This is a genomic window from Bremerella cremea (assembly GCF_003335505.1).
Classification (GTDB): Bacteria; Planctomycetota; Planctomycetia; order Pirellulales; family Pirellulaceae; genus Bremerella; species Bremerella cremea_A.
The window spans coordinates 1-13,897 of sequence record NZ_QPEX01000010.1; the positions used below are offsets into that span (position 1 = coordinate 1).

Annotated in this window: 13 protein-coding genes; 10 read left to right on the forward strand and 3 right to left on the reverse strand. The window is 58.4% G+C overall.

All coding sequences use genetic code 11. From position 1 onward, the window contains the following. Nucleotides 1-483: 483 nt before the first annotated feature. Complete coding sequence (locus DTL42_RS01415; protein WP_114366921.1) at nucleotides 484-1,677, reverse strand: hypothetical protein; 1,194 nt, start codon at nucleotides 1,675-1,677, stop codon at nucleotides 484-486. A gap of 97 nt (nucleotides 1,678-1,774) precedes the next feature. On the opposite strand from DTL42_RS01415, the gene DTL42_RS01420 reads away from it, so the two are divergent. The 10 genes from DTL42_RS01420 to DTL42_RS01465 all read left to right on the forward strand — a co-directional run bounded on the left by DTL42_RS01420 (nucleotide 1,775) and on the right by DTL42_RS01465 (nucleotide 11,440). Then, entirely contained in the window at nucleotides 1,775-2,599 is an 825-nt protein-coding gene (locus DTL42_RS01420; protein ID WP_114366922.1) for an SDR family NAD(P)-dependent oxidoreductase, read from the forward strand. Nucleotides 2,600-2,606: 7 nt separating this feature from the next. Beyond that, the gene (locus tag DTL42_RS01425; RefSeq protein ID WP_114366923.1) at nucleotides 2,607-4,028 is read left to right on the forward strand and encodes a DUF6513 domain-containing protein; all 1,422 of its coding nucleotides are present in this window, start codon (nucleotides 2,607-2,609) and stop codon (nucleotides 4,026-4,028) included. Beyond that, on the forward strand, nucleotides 4,021-5,442 hold the full coding sequence (pabB, locus tag DTL42_RS01430) for an aminodeoxychorismate synthase component I (RefSeq protein ID WP_114366924.1): 1,422 nt from the start codon (nucleotides 4,021-4,023) through the stop codon (nucleotides 5,440-5,442). Before DTL42_RS01425 ends, pabB begins: the two co-directional genes overlap by 8 nt. Next, complete coding sequence (locus DTL42_RS01435) at nucleotides 5,439-6,101, forward strand: anthranilate synthase component II (protein ID WP_114366925.1); 663 nt, start codon at nucleotides 5,439-5,441, stop codon at nucleotides 6,099-6,101. Before pabB ends, DTL42_RS01435 begins: the two co-directional genes overlap by 4 nt. After that, the gene (locus DTL42_RS01440) at nucleotides 6,098-6,706 is read left to right on the forward strand and encodes a DUF447 domain-containing protein (RefSeq protein ID WP_114366926.1); all 609 of its coding nucleotides are present in this window, start codon (nucleotides 6,098-6,100) and stop codon (nucleotides 6,704-6,706) included. Before DTL42_RS01435 ends, DTL42_RS01440 begins: the two co-directional genes overlap by 4 nt. Nucleotides 6,707-6,732: 26 nt before the next feature. Then, nucleotides 6,733-7,734, forward strand: coding sequence for a hypothetical protein (locus DTL42_RS01445; RefSeq protein WP_114366927.1), 1,002 nt, complete (start codon nucleotides 6,733-6,735; stop codon nucleotides 7,732-7,734). 26 nt (nucleotides 7,735-7,760) lie between these two features. After that, nucleotides 7,761-8,474 carry a pyridoxine 5'-phosphate synthase gene (locus DTL42_RS01450; protein ID WP_114366928.1) on the forward strand — a complete coding sequence of 238 codons (714 nt, stop codon included), beginning with the start codon at nucleotides 7,761-7,763 and terminating at the stop codon, nucleotides 8,472-8,474. A gap of 459 nt (nucleotides 8,475-8,933) precedes the next feature. After that, nucleotides 8,934-9,821 (forward strand): 4-hydroxy-tetrahydrodipicolinate synthase, encoded by an 888-nt coding sequence (gene dapA / locus DTL42_RS01455; protein ID WP_114366929.1) that lies wholly within the window; start codon nucleotides 8,934-8,936, stop codon nucleotides 9,819-9,821. 34 nt (nucleotides 9,822-9,855) lie between these two features. After that, nucleotides 9,856-10,956: a glycosyltransferase family 4 protein gene (locus DTL42_RS01460; protein ID WP_114366930.1), complete on the forward strand. Its 1,101-nt coding sequence runs from the start codon at nucleotides 9,856-9,858 to the stop codon at nucleotides 10,954-10,956. 142 nt (nucleotides 10,957-11,098) lie between these two features. Continuing rightward, nucleotides 11,099-11,440, forward strand: coding sequence for a hypothetical protein (locus DTL42_RS01465; protein WP_234824026.1), 342 nt, complete (start codon nucleotides 11,099-11,101; stop codon nucleotides 11,438-11,440). 317 nt (nucleotides 11,441-11,757) lie between these two features. Here the strand turns inward: DTL42_RS01465 and DTL42_RS01475 are convergent, their stop codons facing one another. After that, on the reverse strand, nucleotides 11,758-12,153 hold the full coding sequence (locus DTL42_RS01475) for an Imm7 family immunity protein (protein ID WP_158545185.1): 396 nt from the start codon (nucleotides 12,151-12,153) through the stop codon (nucleotides 11,758-11,760). Nucleotides 12,154-12,327: 174 nt separating this feature from the next. After that, nucleotides 12,328-13,701, reverse strand: a complete 1,374-nt coding sequence (gene mgtE / locus DTL42_RS01480; RefSeq protein ID WP_114366934.1) for a magnesium transporter — start codon at nucleotides 13,699-13,701, stop codon at nucleotides 12,328-12,330. Between the last annotated feature and the right edge of the window lie 196 nt (nucleotides 13,702-13,897).

The following is a 13,897-nucleotide window of genomic DNA, read 5'->3' on the forward strand; positions in this document are numbered from 1 at the left end:
TCACGTGATCTTCTGGTACATTCGTCATGGTCAGTCCTCGGTTCTGGTTGGTTGATGTTGGTAATCAAATCCATACCAGAGCCAGAGCTGGCTCTCAAATTCGCGCAATATTTAGGACGTTATCCCCTGCTCAGGATTTTCATTCTCAGGAAAACTAATTCCAAGTTCGGATACTTCTCGCCGCACAAGACGAATGGCGTTGCATTCAAGGACCTCATCCACCAATTGCTGAATGCTGTAAACTGTCAAGGCAGGTGTAGACGTACCGAAATGCTCATTGCATGCCAGCTCCGTAGGCTGGGTTAGCGACAGCGTAACCCAGCGAAGGCAAACCGGCGACTGCTTGCCGCACCGCCTTGTTGATTTAAACCAAGTGGTGCGGATTGGTTGCCAAGGGAAGATGCCGATTTTCGTTTGCCCCGGATTGATATCGCTGGGTTACGCTGGCGCTAACCCAGTCTACCAGGAACTTTTCGCTCAAAGCTACTTGTTCGCTTCATCCAGCAGCCAGTCTTCTAGGGTTAGTTGTTTGATCGAGGGGGCGCGGAGGAGGTAGGCTCGTTCTCCGATGAGGGCTTCTAACCAGGGGCGGTAGACGAGCGTTGACAGGGTGCGGGTGCTGAGGCTGGCTTGGATTTGGGTTTCGACGTTTTCGGCCAGGCGGCTGTAGGTGGCGGGGACGATGTTTGGTTCCGGCCCGATGTGAATGATGGTTTCGGTGCCGGTACGCAGCGTGTGGTAGACGGCGGACCACAGGTTTTGTGGTTTGTCGACCCACTGGCAAATCAAATCGCGGACGTTCCAATCGGTGTAGCTGCACGCGCCGGTCACCAGCGACAAGACTGGCGGCTGCGGGGCGGTAAAGCCGCTTTGCATGGCGCTCATTTGCAGCGAAGCCCGTGAGTTGATGTTTTCGCGCCAGACGATGGGCGTGTGCATGGGGGGCCACTTGTGCGGATTCTTTTTGACATAGACTCGGTCCGTGATCATCTCGGACAAGCGGGTATGCAGTCGCGAGGTGGTCTCCCCTTCTCCGATGACGATCACCGAGTTGGGAGAAAGAATCGACGAGATACCGATCAGCCCGTTCCCTTCGGCGCTGATCTCTTGGCAAATGCGATTGACCAGCGTGGACGCGAGGGTGGCTTTTCGCGAGAAGACGACGGCCAGGGTGCAGGTCGGGGCCAGCTTGGCGATGTCTTCGGAAAGAGACAACGGAATGGTCAGCGCATCTTCCAGCGTTAGGCAGTCGGCCGCGACCAGGGCGGTTAGTTCCCCCAAGCTATAGCCCATCAGGTACTGCGCGTTGGCAAGCTGAACGCCGAATTCTTCTTGCAAGATGTCGACGTGGGCCATCTCGGCGGCGACGATCAGCGCGATGGCGTCCGAGTAGCTTTCGAGGTCGGTTTCTTCGCGGCGGGTCACGCGGCTAACCAAATCGATCGGACGATGGACGACGTCGGACGCGATCTGGCCGCATTGTTCGAGCCGCCGCAACAAGTAGTTGCCAAATCGCGCGTGATTTAAGAGGTCGCCACAACGTCCTAAATTCGTGACGTTGTAACCACGAAACACAAAAGTCGTGGTTTTCAGCCGCTTGAAAATTTGATCCGCCATGGTTGCCTGTGAAGATCGCTGGGGGGTGCTTTCGCGGTTTCCCCCAAAGGTGCTCGTCATGAAGTTCCGTGCCAACCTACGAGCACGGCATCCCGTTTTGCCTATCGACAATATACAATGCAGGCACGCACTGGGTGTATTGCTTATCAGGACGAAGATGGAAACCAGCCCCCCTAGCCCTCAAAACGATGCTTCGTTACGCGGAAAAATTGCGGCCGTGACCGGTGCTGCCAGCGGTATTGGCCGGGCGGTTGCGTTGCAGCTAGCGGGCCAAGGGGCCTCGTTGTTACTGCATACTCGCAGCAACGACCACGGTTTGCGGGAAACGGCAAACCTGGCCCAGCGCATCGCGCCTCACATCGAAATCAAGCTCGTCCAGGCAGATTTCGTCGAGCCTAGCCAGCAAGACCGCTTCTGCGAAGAAGCTTGGAATTGGCAACAGCGGCTGGACATTTTGGTGAACAACGCCGGGGTCGACGTGCTGACCGGCGCGGCGGCGGAGCTTTCCTTTGAAGAGAAACTGGAACTGGTTTACCGGGTGGATGTCGTGGCGACGATGCGTCTCTCACGCACGCTCGGCGCCCAAATGCGAGGCATACCAGGTGGCTCGATCGTGAACATCGGCTGGGATCAGGCCGCCCACGGCATGGAAGGGGACAGTGGCGAGATGTTCGCGATGTCGAAAGGGGCGATCATGGCGTTTTCGAAAAGCCTGGCACGGTCGCTGGCGCCGGAAGTGCGGGTGAACTGTGTCGCGCCGGGGTGGATTCAAACGGCCTGGGGCGAAAACACGTCGGACTATTGGCATACCCGCGCTGCCCGAGAATCGTTGATCGGAACTTGGGGGCAACCGGCAGACGTGGCGGCGACGATTGGCTTTTTGGTCTCGCCTGCGGCGCGGTTTGTTAACGGCCAGACGATTGCCGTCAACGGTGGCTTCAACCATGGCGGGCAGCCACCGCGAACCGCCAAGGAAACTTGAGGCAGCGATGGCACGCCCGCAAATTCATTTCGTCACCGGGAAGTTGGCCGAAGCATCGCTTCGCAGCATGTTGCTGAATCTGGCCGAACGTGCCGAGTTCGACTACACGGTGCAAGTTCTCAACATCACCGTGGCGGCCCTGATGACTTCTGAATGGATCGCCAAACGGATCGAAGTGCCGCCTGGGACGACCAAGGTGATGGTCACCGGCTATTGTCGCGGCGACTTGCAAGCAATCGAAGCGGTCGCCCAGGTGCCGGTCGAACGCGGCCCGAAAGACTTGCGGCAGTTGCCGGACTGGTTCGATCAACCGACTTTGGCCGACGACTACGGCGCGTACGATGTGGCGATTATCGCCGAGATCAACCACGCCCCGAGTTTCACGCTGGAAGAAATCGTCGCGGAAGCGAAGCAGCTGCGCGAGGCTGGGGCCGATCTGATCGATATCGGCTGCGACCCAGGCAGCGTCTGGCCCCGGGTAAGCGATTGCGTGAAGGCCCTCCGCGATGCGGGGCTGCGGGTTTCGATCGATAGTTTGAACCCGCAAGAGATTGCCCCGGCCGTGAAAGCAGGGGCCGAGTTGGTGCTTTCGGTGAACTCGAGTAATCGTGAGCATGCGGTCGACTGGGGCTGCGAGGTGGTGGTGATACCGGACGAGCCGAAATCGCTGCGTGAATTCGACGAGACGATCAACTTTCTGGCCGCGCGGAACGTGCCGTTTCGGCTCGATCCGATTTTGGAACCGATCTCTTTTGGCTTTACCGAAAGTATCGTGCGGTACTTCGAAACGCGTAGGCGTTACCCCGCCGCCGAGATGATGATGGGGATCGGCAATCTGACCGAACTGACCGACGCCGATTCGTCAGGCATCAACGTGATGCTGCTGGGCGTTTGTCAGGAATTGGGGATCCGCAGCGTGCTGACCACGCAGGTCATTAACTGGGCCCAAACCAGCGTCCGCGAGTGCGACCTCGCGCGGCGGTTGATGCGGTACGCACTGACGCATCGCACGTTGCCAAAGCGAATTGAACCACGCCTGGTGACGCTGCGCGATGCCAAAGTAAGCGCGCCGAGCGAAGAAGAGCTGGCCCGGTTGCCGCACGAGCTGAAGGATCAAAACTACCGCCTATTCGTCGCCCAGCAGATGTTGCACTTGGTGAGCAGCGGGTTGCATTTGGAAGATGTCGACCCGTTCGCGTTGTTCGAAAAGCTGGCCGCGACCAAGCCAAGCAACTTGAGCCCGTCGCATGCGTTCTATCTAGGGTTCGAGCTTTGCAAGGCGATGACCGCGCTGCACCTAGGGAAGCAATATCGCCAGGACGAGGCACTCGATTGGGGTTACCTGACGCACGAAGAAGAATCGCATCGGATTAACCTGCACAAGGATCGACCGTCACGCACGACCAGCGAGGAGTCAGGCAATGAGTGACCAGGCAGGGCAGCAGCCGTACGTGGTGCGGCTTGAACCGAAGTGGACGCCGGAGGTTGCTTTCCGGCAATTGACCGGCCTTGCGCAGTGCATGTGGCTCGATAGTGCCCGGACCGATGAAACGTTGGGGCGGTATTCGTTTTTGATGGCCGATCCGGCCGAGGTCATTCAGGCCGGGCCGCTGCAGGTTGACGAAGCCCTGACGAAGCTGGCCGCGCTGCAGCACGAATTCAAGTTGCCGACCGTGGCAGGCTTGCCACCGTTTCAAGGCGGGGCGGCTGGCTACTTTTCGTACGACTTGAATCGCCACTTCGAGATCGTGCCGGAAACCAAGTTCAACGAGTTTCACTTGCCGCTGCTGTCGTTTGGCGTGTACGACGTGGTGCTGAGTTGGGATCATGTTCTCGGCGAAGGTTGGTTGATCTCAAGCGGTTATCCGGAGGTCGATAGCCACCAGCGGCAAACGCGGGCTAAGCAGCGTGCGGAGAGCTTCTTACAGGTGCTGCAGTCAGGCAGTGGCTCGTGCGCGGCAAGCCCCAGCCGGGTCGTTCCGGCGGAAGAGTTGGCCCCCTGCTTCGCATGCCCCGAGTTGCCAGGCGTGATGAGCAACTTCCCCAAGGATGCTTACCTGGAAGCGGTCGGCAAGTCGGTGGAATACATCCACGCAGGAGACATTTTTCAAGTCAACATCTCGCAGCGTCTGATCATGGAGGCGCGAACGTCTGCGGCGGCGTTGTACGAGAAGCTGCGACGGAAGAACCCGGCCCCGTTCGCCGCGTATTACGATTTTGGCCAGGGGCAAATTGTGTCGGCCTCGCCCGAGCGGTTCATCCAGGTGCGCGACCGGCAGATCGAATCGCGACCGATCAAAGGGACGCGGCGCCGCAGTGGACGGCCTCAGCTTGATATGTACTGGGGTGACGAACTTGTCCGCAGCGAGAAAGACCGCAGCGAGAACGTGATGATCGTCGACTTGCTGCGGAACGACCTGGCGCGCATCTGCGAGGATGACAGTGTCGAGGTGACCAGCTTGTGCGGGCTCGAAACCTACCAAACGGTGCAGCACTTGGTATCGATCATCTTGGGCCGCTTGCGGGAAGAGGTCGACGTCCGCGATTTGCTGCAGGCCATTTTCCCTGGTGGTTCGATCACCGGGGCGCCGAAGATTCGGGCGATGGAGATCATTTCCGAGCTAGAACCGACCGCCCGAGGGCCGTACTGCGGGTCGCTGGGCTACCTCGGTTTCGATGGTTCGATCGACTGGAATATCCTCATTCGGACGATCGTGGCGGCCGGTGGGTGGTGGCAATTTCCGGTGGGAGGTGGCATCGTGGCCGACTCGGACCCCTTGCGGGAATATGAGGAAACGTGGCATAAAGCATTGGGCCTTCTGCACGCCGTGCTGGACGAATGATACTAGTCATCGACAACTACGACAGCTTTGTACACAACCTGGCACGCTACGTGCGGCAGCTAGGGCAAGAGACCGTCGTGCGCCGCAACGATGCGATCACGATCGAACAAATTCGAGCCCTGCAGCCCGAGGCGATTTTGCTTTCGCCAGGGCCATGCACGCCGACGGAATCAGGCGTTTGCTTGGAAGTGGTCACGCAGTTGGCTGCCACCACGCCGATACTGGGTGTTTGTCTTGGGCACCAGGCGATTGTCGCGGCGCTCGGTGGTAAGGTCGTTCGCGCGGCGCAGCCCATGCACGGACGGGCTTCCCTGGTGCAGCATACCGGCGAGGGGCTTTTCCGCGATGTTCCTTCGCCCTTTCAAGTAGGTCGTTATCATTCGTTGATTGCCGCAGCCGAATCGCTGCCTGCTGGCCTCCGGGTAGATGCCACCACCGCAGAAGGGACCATCATGGCGGTCTCGCACGAAGCCTGGCCATTGTTCGGTGTGCAGTTTCATCCGGAATCGGTTTTGACGCAGCATGGGTATCGGCTGCTGGCGAACTTTTTGCAGATCGCCGGTTTGGCCTGCGAAAGCGATTTGCCCCTTCGCGCCGACGTTGCTAACCACGCCGCCATGTCGACGGCAGGAGACCCATTTGGAAGCGAGCCCATATGAGCCTAGCGCCGCTACGTATTGTCGAGGGGATGCTGACCACCGAAAACGCCGACGGCACGGTGAACGTTGCCCCGATGGGGCCCAAGGTGGATGAATCGTTCACGCGATTTCTGCTGCGTCCCTTTCCTGGTTCGCGGACGTACGAGAACTTGCTGCAGGCGCGGAAAGCGACCTTTCATGTGACCGACGACGTCGCGATGATCGCCCAAGCGGCGGTCGGCGAGTTGCTGACCGAGCCGACGTTTATCCCGACCGAGATGCCCGGCTATCACGTGCTGGCAAACTGTTGCCGCTGGTACCAGCTAGAAGCGGTGGAAGTCGAGACCACTGGCGAGCGGGCCGCGCTGACTTGCCGCGTGGTTGCTGGCGGACGCCAGCGCGATTATTTCGGGCTGAACCGAGCCAAGCATGCCGTGCTGGAACTGGCGATTCTGGCCACCCGCGTCCATTTGCTGCCGGGGGAAGAGATCGACCAGACGATTGGCATGCTGACCCCTTGGGTCGAGAAAACGGGTGGCCAGGCAGAGATCGAGGCGTTCGCTTTCCTGCAAAACGTGATTGCCGAGCGGCGTAACGCGGAAAACGGCGCCCGGGAATCGTCCTGAAGGCCGGACTACGGTACACTAAGCGCATGTCGTTGTTCAAGCCTTCGCCACTGCCTGAGTTTTGTTCGCCGTTGATCGCCAAGATCCGCGTCGGCGCGCGGCTGCACTTTGGTTTGCTGGCGTTCGATTCCGACGAAGCGGCCTTCGGGGGCGTCGGAGCGATGATCGATCGCCCAGGGTTAGAGCTTCAGGCCAGCGAAGCCGACACGTTTGTGGCCGTGGGACCGTTGGCTGGCCGGATCGAAGCGTTCGCGCAGTTGTGGCAGCAAACGACCGGCTTGAAACTGCCGCCAGCGCGATTGGCGACGCGGGGGACCCTGGAAGATCATGTTGGCCTTGGCTGCGGAACGCAGTTGGGCTTGGCCGTGGCAACGCTGCTTTCCAAGCTGGCCGACTTCCCTTTGCCGAATCTGGAAACGTTGGCCGGCACGGTCGATCGGGCGAAACGCTCGGCGATTGGCTGCTATGGCTTTCTGCAAGGGGGCTTTCTGTTTGAAACGGGGCATCGCCAGCATCACTTTCCGCAATTGGAATACCGCAGCGAATTGCCGGACGCGTGGCGGTTTGTGCTGGCCATTCAGCGGGAAGTGCGCGGGATGTATGGCCAGGAAGAAGAAGCAGGCTTCCGCCAGTTGAACCGCGTGCCACAGCCGACGACCTGTCGTTTGCGGCAATTGGTCGAGCAGGCCATGATTCCGGCGCTCGAAAAGGCCGATATCGACCAGTTTGGTGAGGCCGTTTACGAGTACGGCGCGTTGGCGGGCGATTGCTATTCTGCCCTGCAAGGGGGAAGATACGCGAACCCAACGTGTACTGAGGTTGTCCAGCGAATGCGTGCGTTCGGCATCGCTGGCGTGGGACAAAGTTCGTGGGGGCCGACCATTTTTGGCCTGTGCGAGAGCCCCAGCCAGGCCGAGGCACTTTCGGCCAGCTTGCGCGAGCGGTATTCTGAACACGAAATGACCCTGGAAATTTCCGAGCCGAACAATGTCGGTGCCCAATTGGAATGGGCGCGGCCGGGCGGCTGATTCGCAGTAGAGAGGATTCTGGCTCCATGCCAAACTTGGGCGTCAACATCGACCACATCGCTACCATTCGCCAGGCCCGCAAAACGAACGAGCCAGACCCGGTGTGGGCTGCTGCCCTGGCCGAACTGGGGGGTGCCGATTGCATTACGCTGCACCTGCGGGAAGATCGTCGGCATATTCAAGACCGCGATCTGGAAGTGATGCGGCAAACGGTCAAAGTGAAGCTGAACTTGGAACTGGCGATCGAAGAAGAAGTGGTGGCGATTGCCTGCCGCGTGATGCCAGACCAGGTGACGCTGGTCCCCGAAAAACGAGAAGAAGTGACCACCGAAGGGGGACTCGACCTCGTTTCGCACGAAGCGGCCGTGGCCCGGGCGATGGAAAAACTGCGTGACGCGGGGATCTCGATCAACCTGTTTCTCGACCCCGAGGAAGCGCAAATCGCCATGGCCGCCAAGCTGCAAGCGGACGGCATCGAACTGCATACCGGCCAATATGCCCTGCACAGCGGCGCGGCCCAACAAAAAGAGCTGGCCCGGCTAACCACCGCCGGCCAACAGACTCGCGCGGCTGGGATGGAACTGCTGGCCGGGCACGGGCTGACTTATACCAACGTCCAGCCGGTGGCCCGCATTCCGGAAATGGCCGAACTGAACATCGGCCACAGCATCATCTCTCGCGCCGTGTTCGTTGGTTTCCGCGATGCCGTTGCGGAGATGAAGCGGTTGATTACCGTTTAACTGCCGGTTGAATTTCTCAGATCGGTTCATGTTATTGAGATCGTGACGTGACCGCTCGCCAGCTCCAACGGAGCGACCGTCAATAGCCAGGGTGCGGCAGCCCCTGGAGTTTGTATCGCAGAAAAACAAGCCCTGGCAGGGCGACCGTAGGTGACCAACATAATAACGACCGCCCTTGCAGGGCTTCGCGTTAAGACACTCCATACCAGGGGCTGTCGCACCCTGGCTATTGACGGTCGGCCCCTTGGGCCTATGAAAGTCGGCGCAAGAAAGACGTTGAGCATCTTAACAAAGATGCCATGGCCCCCTTCAAGTTGATTCCTCACCGGCAGCCAGGTGGGCGGCACTGGCCAAGATTGTGGGCTTTTCGTATTATGGGCAGATTCGAGACTGTCCAACCGATTTTTGTAGTTTCGTAATCCATTTCTGTTCGTTTTTTGACTCAGTTGGTAATTCGACATGGCACGCAAAGGTAGCGATTTCGCAGGCGTATCGGTAGCAATCACGACTCCCTTTAAGGGGGATCAAGTGGACTACGATCTGCTGAAAAAACAGGTCGAATACCAAATTGAAGCAGGCGTGCATTGCCTGGTGCCGGTGGGAACAACCGGCGAATCCCCTACCCTTTCGCATGAAGAGCACGAACGGGTGATTAGCGCCGTGATTGAAACGGTAGCCGGTCGCGCGAAGGTGATGCCGGGTACGGGGTCGAACAGCACACACGAAGCTTTGAAGCTGACCCGCTGGGCCGAGAAGGAAGGTGCCGACGCCGCCTTGGTAGTTGCCCCTTACTACAACAAGCCGACCCAGGAAGGTTTTTACCAGCATTACAAGGTGCTGGCCGAAGACGCCGGGATTCCGATTTGCGTTTACAACATCCCCGGCCGCACCGGCAAGAATATCGAGCCAGAAACGATCGCCCGCATGGCCGAACTCGAGCAAATCAAACTGGTCAAAGAAGCGACCGGTTCACTCGATCAGGCTTCGCAAATCTTGGAAATGACCGACCTGACCTTGCTCAGTGGTGACGACAGCTTGACGCTGCCGCTGATGTCGATCGGGGGTGAAGGGGTTATTTCGGTGGTGAGCAACATCGTGCCGAAGGATATGCTGGCCTTGGTCGCTGCGGCTGCCTCGGGTGATTTCGCCGAAGCCCAGAAGTGGCACTTCAAGTTGTTTACCCTCTGCCGCGAGATGCTCGGCCTGTCGACCAACCCCATCCCGCTCAAGTCGGCGATGAAGATGTTGGGCCGCGACACCGGCGAGATGCGGCTGCCAATGACGCCACTGTGCGAGAACGGCGAAAAACGCCTGGCCCAGGTGCTAACCGAATACGGCCTGCTGTAATCTCTGTTTGCCGAAAGCCTAACCGAAACTTGCCATGCCGTCGGTCGTCTATCTTTGCGAATACGGGACGATCTACGGCGGCGAGAACAGCATGCTCAGCGGGCTGGCCGAACTGAAGGCCCGCGGGTTTGAGGTGGCGGTGGCTTGCCCGCCAGATAGCCCGTTAGCAGCGCAGGTTGTTTCGTTGGGGTTCGCCCATCGACCGGTCGTGTGGACCGACGAATCTGGCCGCCGCAAACCGCTGGAAGTTCTGCGGGACGAGCTAAGGCAACACACGGCCGATTGGCAAGTCGATCTCGTGCATGCCAACAGCTTGTCGGTCGCGCGGATTCTGGGGCCGGTCGAGCGGCCAGCGGGCAGCAAGTTCGTGGGGCACCTCCGCGATATCATCAAGCTCAATCGCCGCGTGGTGGCCGATATTTCGCGGTTAGACGAAATCTACTGCGTTTCGACAGCGACGCGCGATTTTCATTTGGCCCAAGGGCTGAGCGCAGAGAACTCGTGCGTGCTGCATAACGGAATCGATTTGGCGAAGTTTTCGCCCCCAGCCGAGCGGCCTGATCGCTTGCCGCTGCGGTTGGTTTACATCGGCCAACTGGTGATGCGGAAAGGGGTGGATGTGCTGCTGGAAGGGGTTCGCCTGGCGATTGCCCAAGGTGCCGATGTGACGCTCGATTTGTACGGCGAGTGTCACTCTGCCAAGCAAGAAGCCCAGCACTACTTGGCCGATCTGCACCGCAGCGGCCAGACAGGCGAGCTGGCCGGGCGGGTCGGCTTTCGAGGCCGAACCGACGACGCGGCGACCGTTTTGCGCCAGGCCGACGTGTTGGTGCATGCAGCGCGGCAAGAGCCGTGGGGGCGTGTTCTGCTGGAAGCGGCCGCGTGCGGGCTGCCGATTGTGGCAACCGCTGTGGGGGGGACTCGCGAGATGTTCCCTGCCGGGGAATGCCTGTTGGTTCCGCCTGACGATCCACCAGGCATCGCCGCCGCCCTAGGCAAGCTAAGTGCTTCGTATGCGTTGCGCAAAAAGCTTGGGCTGCAGGCACGGCAACGGATGGAACAATTGGGCGTTTCCGGTTATGCGGATAAGTTGGTTGCTCGCTATCAAAATGTGTTGCGCTCGCCCGCGAAATAGCTCAAGAATGCTCTGTGCAGGGAATTGGGAGCTAGATTTAATTAATCAGAAGTTCGACTCCTAGGTCGAGTGGCCATGGGTCGACGAGCTCATCTTTATCTCCTCGACTTCAGCCTCGTCACGTATTACTGTTAGGTTTGTCATGAGCATGTCTTGCCAAGAACTTGCAGGTCGCATCGAGCGTATGCAGCCCAATGCCGAGCCCCGTGATGTAGCCCGGTTGTGCCTGCTTTTGTCGAACACCGTAGATGACCTTTCCGATCTGGCGGAAGATAAAGAGCTGACCACCGCCTGGCAGGAAATGGGCCTTCGTCTGCAAGCCGCCACCGATCAACACGCGGCCATGACGGACGAGCTGGACGAACTCGCCCACTCGGACCCGCGTAAGTTTTCGCCCGATCAAATCTGGGTACTCATCCGCGCGATTAAAGTGCAAAGCCAGATTCTGCAGATGTACGTAGGGCAACCGCTGATCGACGTTTGATACGGTTGATTTGGGAATTCTTCTTACCGAGCGATTCCAAGCCGAGCGGCTAGTTCAATAAGTCGCTCACCCGCCCCCTGCGTTTGCCGAAGAAGGCTATGGTGTGGCGGTCGAATCAGTCTGCTCAACTTGGTCCGTCTGTTGATGGGATCTTTTCTCTGAGCTTGGCATGCCGACGAAGACGACGGCATGGCACCCTTCTTGGGAAGTGCGTTTGGCAATTTGAACTTCGTTGCTGTGCGGGTTCTCGCCACGAAGGCACAGGCCAGAGGTACCGTGGCACACGTGCTGACCATGGGCAAGATGGCAACAAACATTCAGTCTTCCACAGTAGGATTTCTTGGTGATAGAAAAGGGTCGAATTTCTCAATAATTGTTCCTCTTGCCACCACCAGTACTTTGTAACCATCAAAGACGGAGTTGCCGGGGTTTTCGTCATCTGACCAATAGACGAGACCATGACTACCTGGGAGAAGTTCGACCAGGAATTGCAGTACATCTAACAACTTATCATGTTCTGCACCTCGATGATTGGCACCTCCTGAACATTGAAAAATCGTGGCGTAGTTCACCTGCATGATACAGTTGATGGGAAGGCACTTTAAATTGTCACTGACCTTTGCTTTAAGCAATTCAACTTTTTGTGCGAGTTGTCCGCAATCGGATTCTTCAGTTGATTCGCTAAGCTCAATCCATAGACGGTATTCATACATGGCGGTACTGAATTTCACGTAGAGTAGGATACGCATGCCGACGAAGACGACGGCATGACACCCTTTTTAGGAAGCACGTTTGGCAATTTGAACTTCGATGCCGTGCGTGTTCTCGCTACTAAGGCACGGGCCTCTGGCACCGTGGCACACGGAGTTTTTTGGGGTAGCAATTGGCTAAGGGGTGGCCAACGGTTGCACTTCGCCTAGCAGGAAGAGGGAGACTTTCATATAGATCACGATGCCGAACAGGTCGATCAGTCCGGCCACGAATGGGTTGCTCATTAGTGCTGGGTCGAGGCCGATTTTTTTGAACATCAGCGGCAACATCGAGCCGATGAACGTTCCGGCGATGACCACCAGCACCAGTGTCGAGGGGACGACTAAGGCGGAATAGACCGACGGCGATTTAAAGAGCGCCAACAGCATGCCCATGAAGGCCATGATTAGCCCCAAGATCAAACCCATCACGATCTCGCGGCGCATGATGATCCACCAATCGGCGACACTCGCTTCCCCCTTGTTCAGGGCGGTGATCACTAGCGTGGCCGATTGATTGCCTGAGTTGCCCCCGGTAGAGATGACCAGCGGAATAAAGATCACCAGCCACGGTATCCGCTCGAGGTCGTTTTGATACTGTTCCAGGGCGAACGTCGTCATGAACGCGCCGACAAACAGTACGGCCAGCCAGACGCCTCGTTTACGGCTAAGGGTCAGCACGCTGGTGCGAAGGTACGTTTCTTCCAACGGTTCGACCGCCGCCGCGCGGTACGCATCTTCGGCAGCTTCTTCCACCACCACGTCCAAGATATCGTCGTGCGTAATGATGCCGACCAGGCGCAGTTCTTCATCGACGACCGGGATGGCCAGCAAGTCGTAGTCGGCCATCTTCCGCAGCACCTCTTCTTGGTCGTCCATCACGCTGGCATGGATGACCTCGGTCTCCATGATGTCGTTCAGCCGTTTTTGCGGCTTGCTGAGCGCGGAAACGATATCGCGCGTCGAGACCACACCATGCAAGCTGCCATGTTCGTCGACCACGTACAGGTAATAGATCGTTTCCAGGTTTTCGGCCTGTTCGGTCAGTTCCTGCAGGGCTTGCCGGGCGGTGAGGTTTTCGCTCAGACGGGCCATCTCGGTCGTCATGATCGCGCCGGCGGTTCCTTCCGGATAGTTCGACAGCCGCAACACGTCGCGGCGCTCGTCGACGGTGAAGCAGGCCAAGATCTGCTCGGCCGTCTCTTCGCCAACTTCCCCCAGCAAGTCGACCTGATCGTCGGCCGACATGGTGGCAACCACCGGAGCGACCGACTCGGGCGAACGGACTTCCAGCATTTCGGCCTGAAGGTGGGGCTCGAAGTAAGAGAGGATTTCGCCTTGCAGATTCAAATCGGCGTGATCGAGCACCCCCCATGCCTCTTGGGGGGCAAGTCCTTCCATGAACTCTGCTGTCCGGGCCGGATGCAAAGCCGTACAGAACTCACGGAGACCGTTCGAGTCGTTTTCGGCCAGCATTTCTCGCAGTTCCGGCAGATACAGCGTGTTAATCATGGAGTTCCTTTGATCGATCGACTTGGTGAGTCCCTCTTTCGCGGATTCTTGAGCGTATATCTTACTGGAGACACCACTTCGTGCGGAGGGCTGCCCCAAAGTGACCGATAAATGGTAATTATTCACCGCGGATGGGAACGCTTTGCCCCAAGATAGCAACTATAATGGGGTTGCGATTGACATTCGCTCCCCCTGA

What these genes read in the sequence shown, in the direction of transcription:
- DTL42_RS01415 (WP_114366921.1), bottom strand. Translation starts at nt 1,677, where the DNA reads ATGACGAGCACCTTTGGGGGAAACCGCGAAAGCACCCCCCAGCGATCT.
- DTL42_RS01420 (WP_114366922.1), top strand. Translation starts at nt 1,775, where the DNA reads ATGGAAACCAGCCCCCCTAGCCCTCAAAACGATGCTTCGTTACGCGGA.
- DTL42_RS01425 (WP_114366923.1), top strand. Translation starts at nt 2,607, where the DNA reads ATGGCACGCCCGCAAATTCATTTCGTCACCGGGAAGTTGGCCGAAGCA.
- pabB (WP_114366924.1), top strand. Translation starts at nt 4,021, where the DNA reads ATGAGTGACCAGGCAGGGCAGCAGCCGTACGTGGTGCGGCTTGAACCG.
- DTL42_RS01435 (WP_114366925.1), top strand. Translation starts at nt 5,439, where the DNA reads ATGATACTAGTCATCGACAACTACGACAGCTTTGTACACAACCTGGCA.
- DTL42_RS01440 (WP_114366926.1), top strand. Translation starts at nt 6,098, where the DNA reads ATGAGCCTAGCGCCGCTACGTATTGTCGAGGGGATGCTGACCACCGAA.
- DTL42_RS01445 (WP_114366927.1), top strand. Translation starts at nt 6,733, where the DNA reads ATGTCGTTGTTCAAGCCTTCGCCACTGCCTGAGTTTTGTTCGCCGTTG.
- DTL42_RS01450 (WP_114366928.1), top strand. Translation starts at nt 7,761, where the DNA reads ATGCCAAACTTGGGCGTCAACATCGACCACATCGCTACCATTCGCCAG.
- dapA (WP_114366929.1), top strand. Translation starts at nt 8,934, where the DNA reads ATGGCACGCAAAGGTAGCGATTTCGCAGGCGTATCGGTAGCAATCACG.
- DTL42_RS01460 (WP_114366930.1), top strand. Translation starts at nt 9,856, where the DNA reads ATGCCGTCGGTCGTCTATCTTTGCGAATACGGGACGATCTACGGCGGC.
- DTL42_RS01465 (WP_234824026.1), top strand. Translation starts at nt 11,099, where the DNA reads ATGAGCATGTCTTGCCAAGAACTTGCAGGTCGCATCGAGCGTATGCAG.
- DTL42_RS01475 (WP_158545185.1), bottom strand. Translation starts at nt 12,153, where the DNA reads ATGTATGAATACCGTCTATGGATTGAGCTTAGCGAATCAACTGAAGAA.
- mgtE (WP_114366934.1), bottom strand. Translation starts at nt 13,701, where the DNA reads ATGATTAACACGCTGTATCTGCCGGAACTGCGAGAAATGCTGGCCGAA.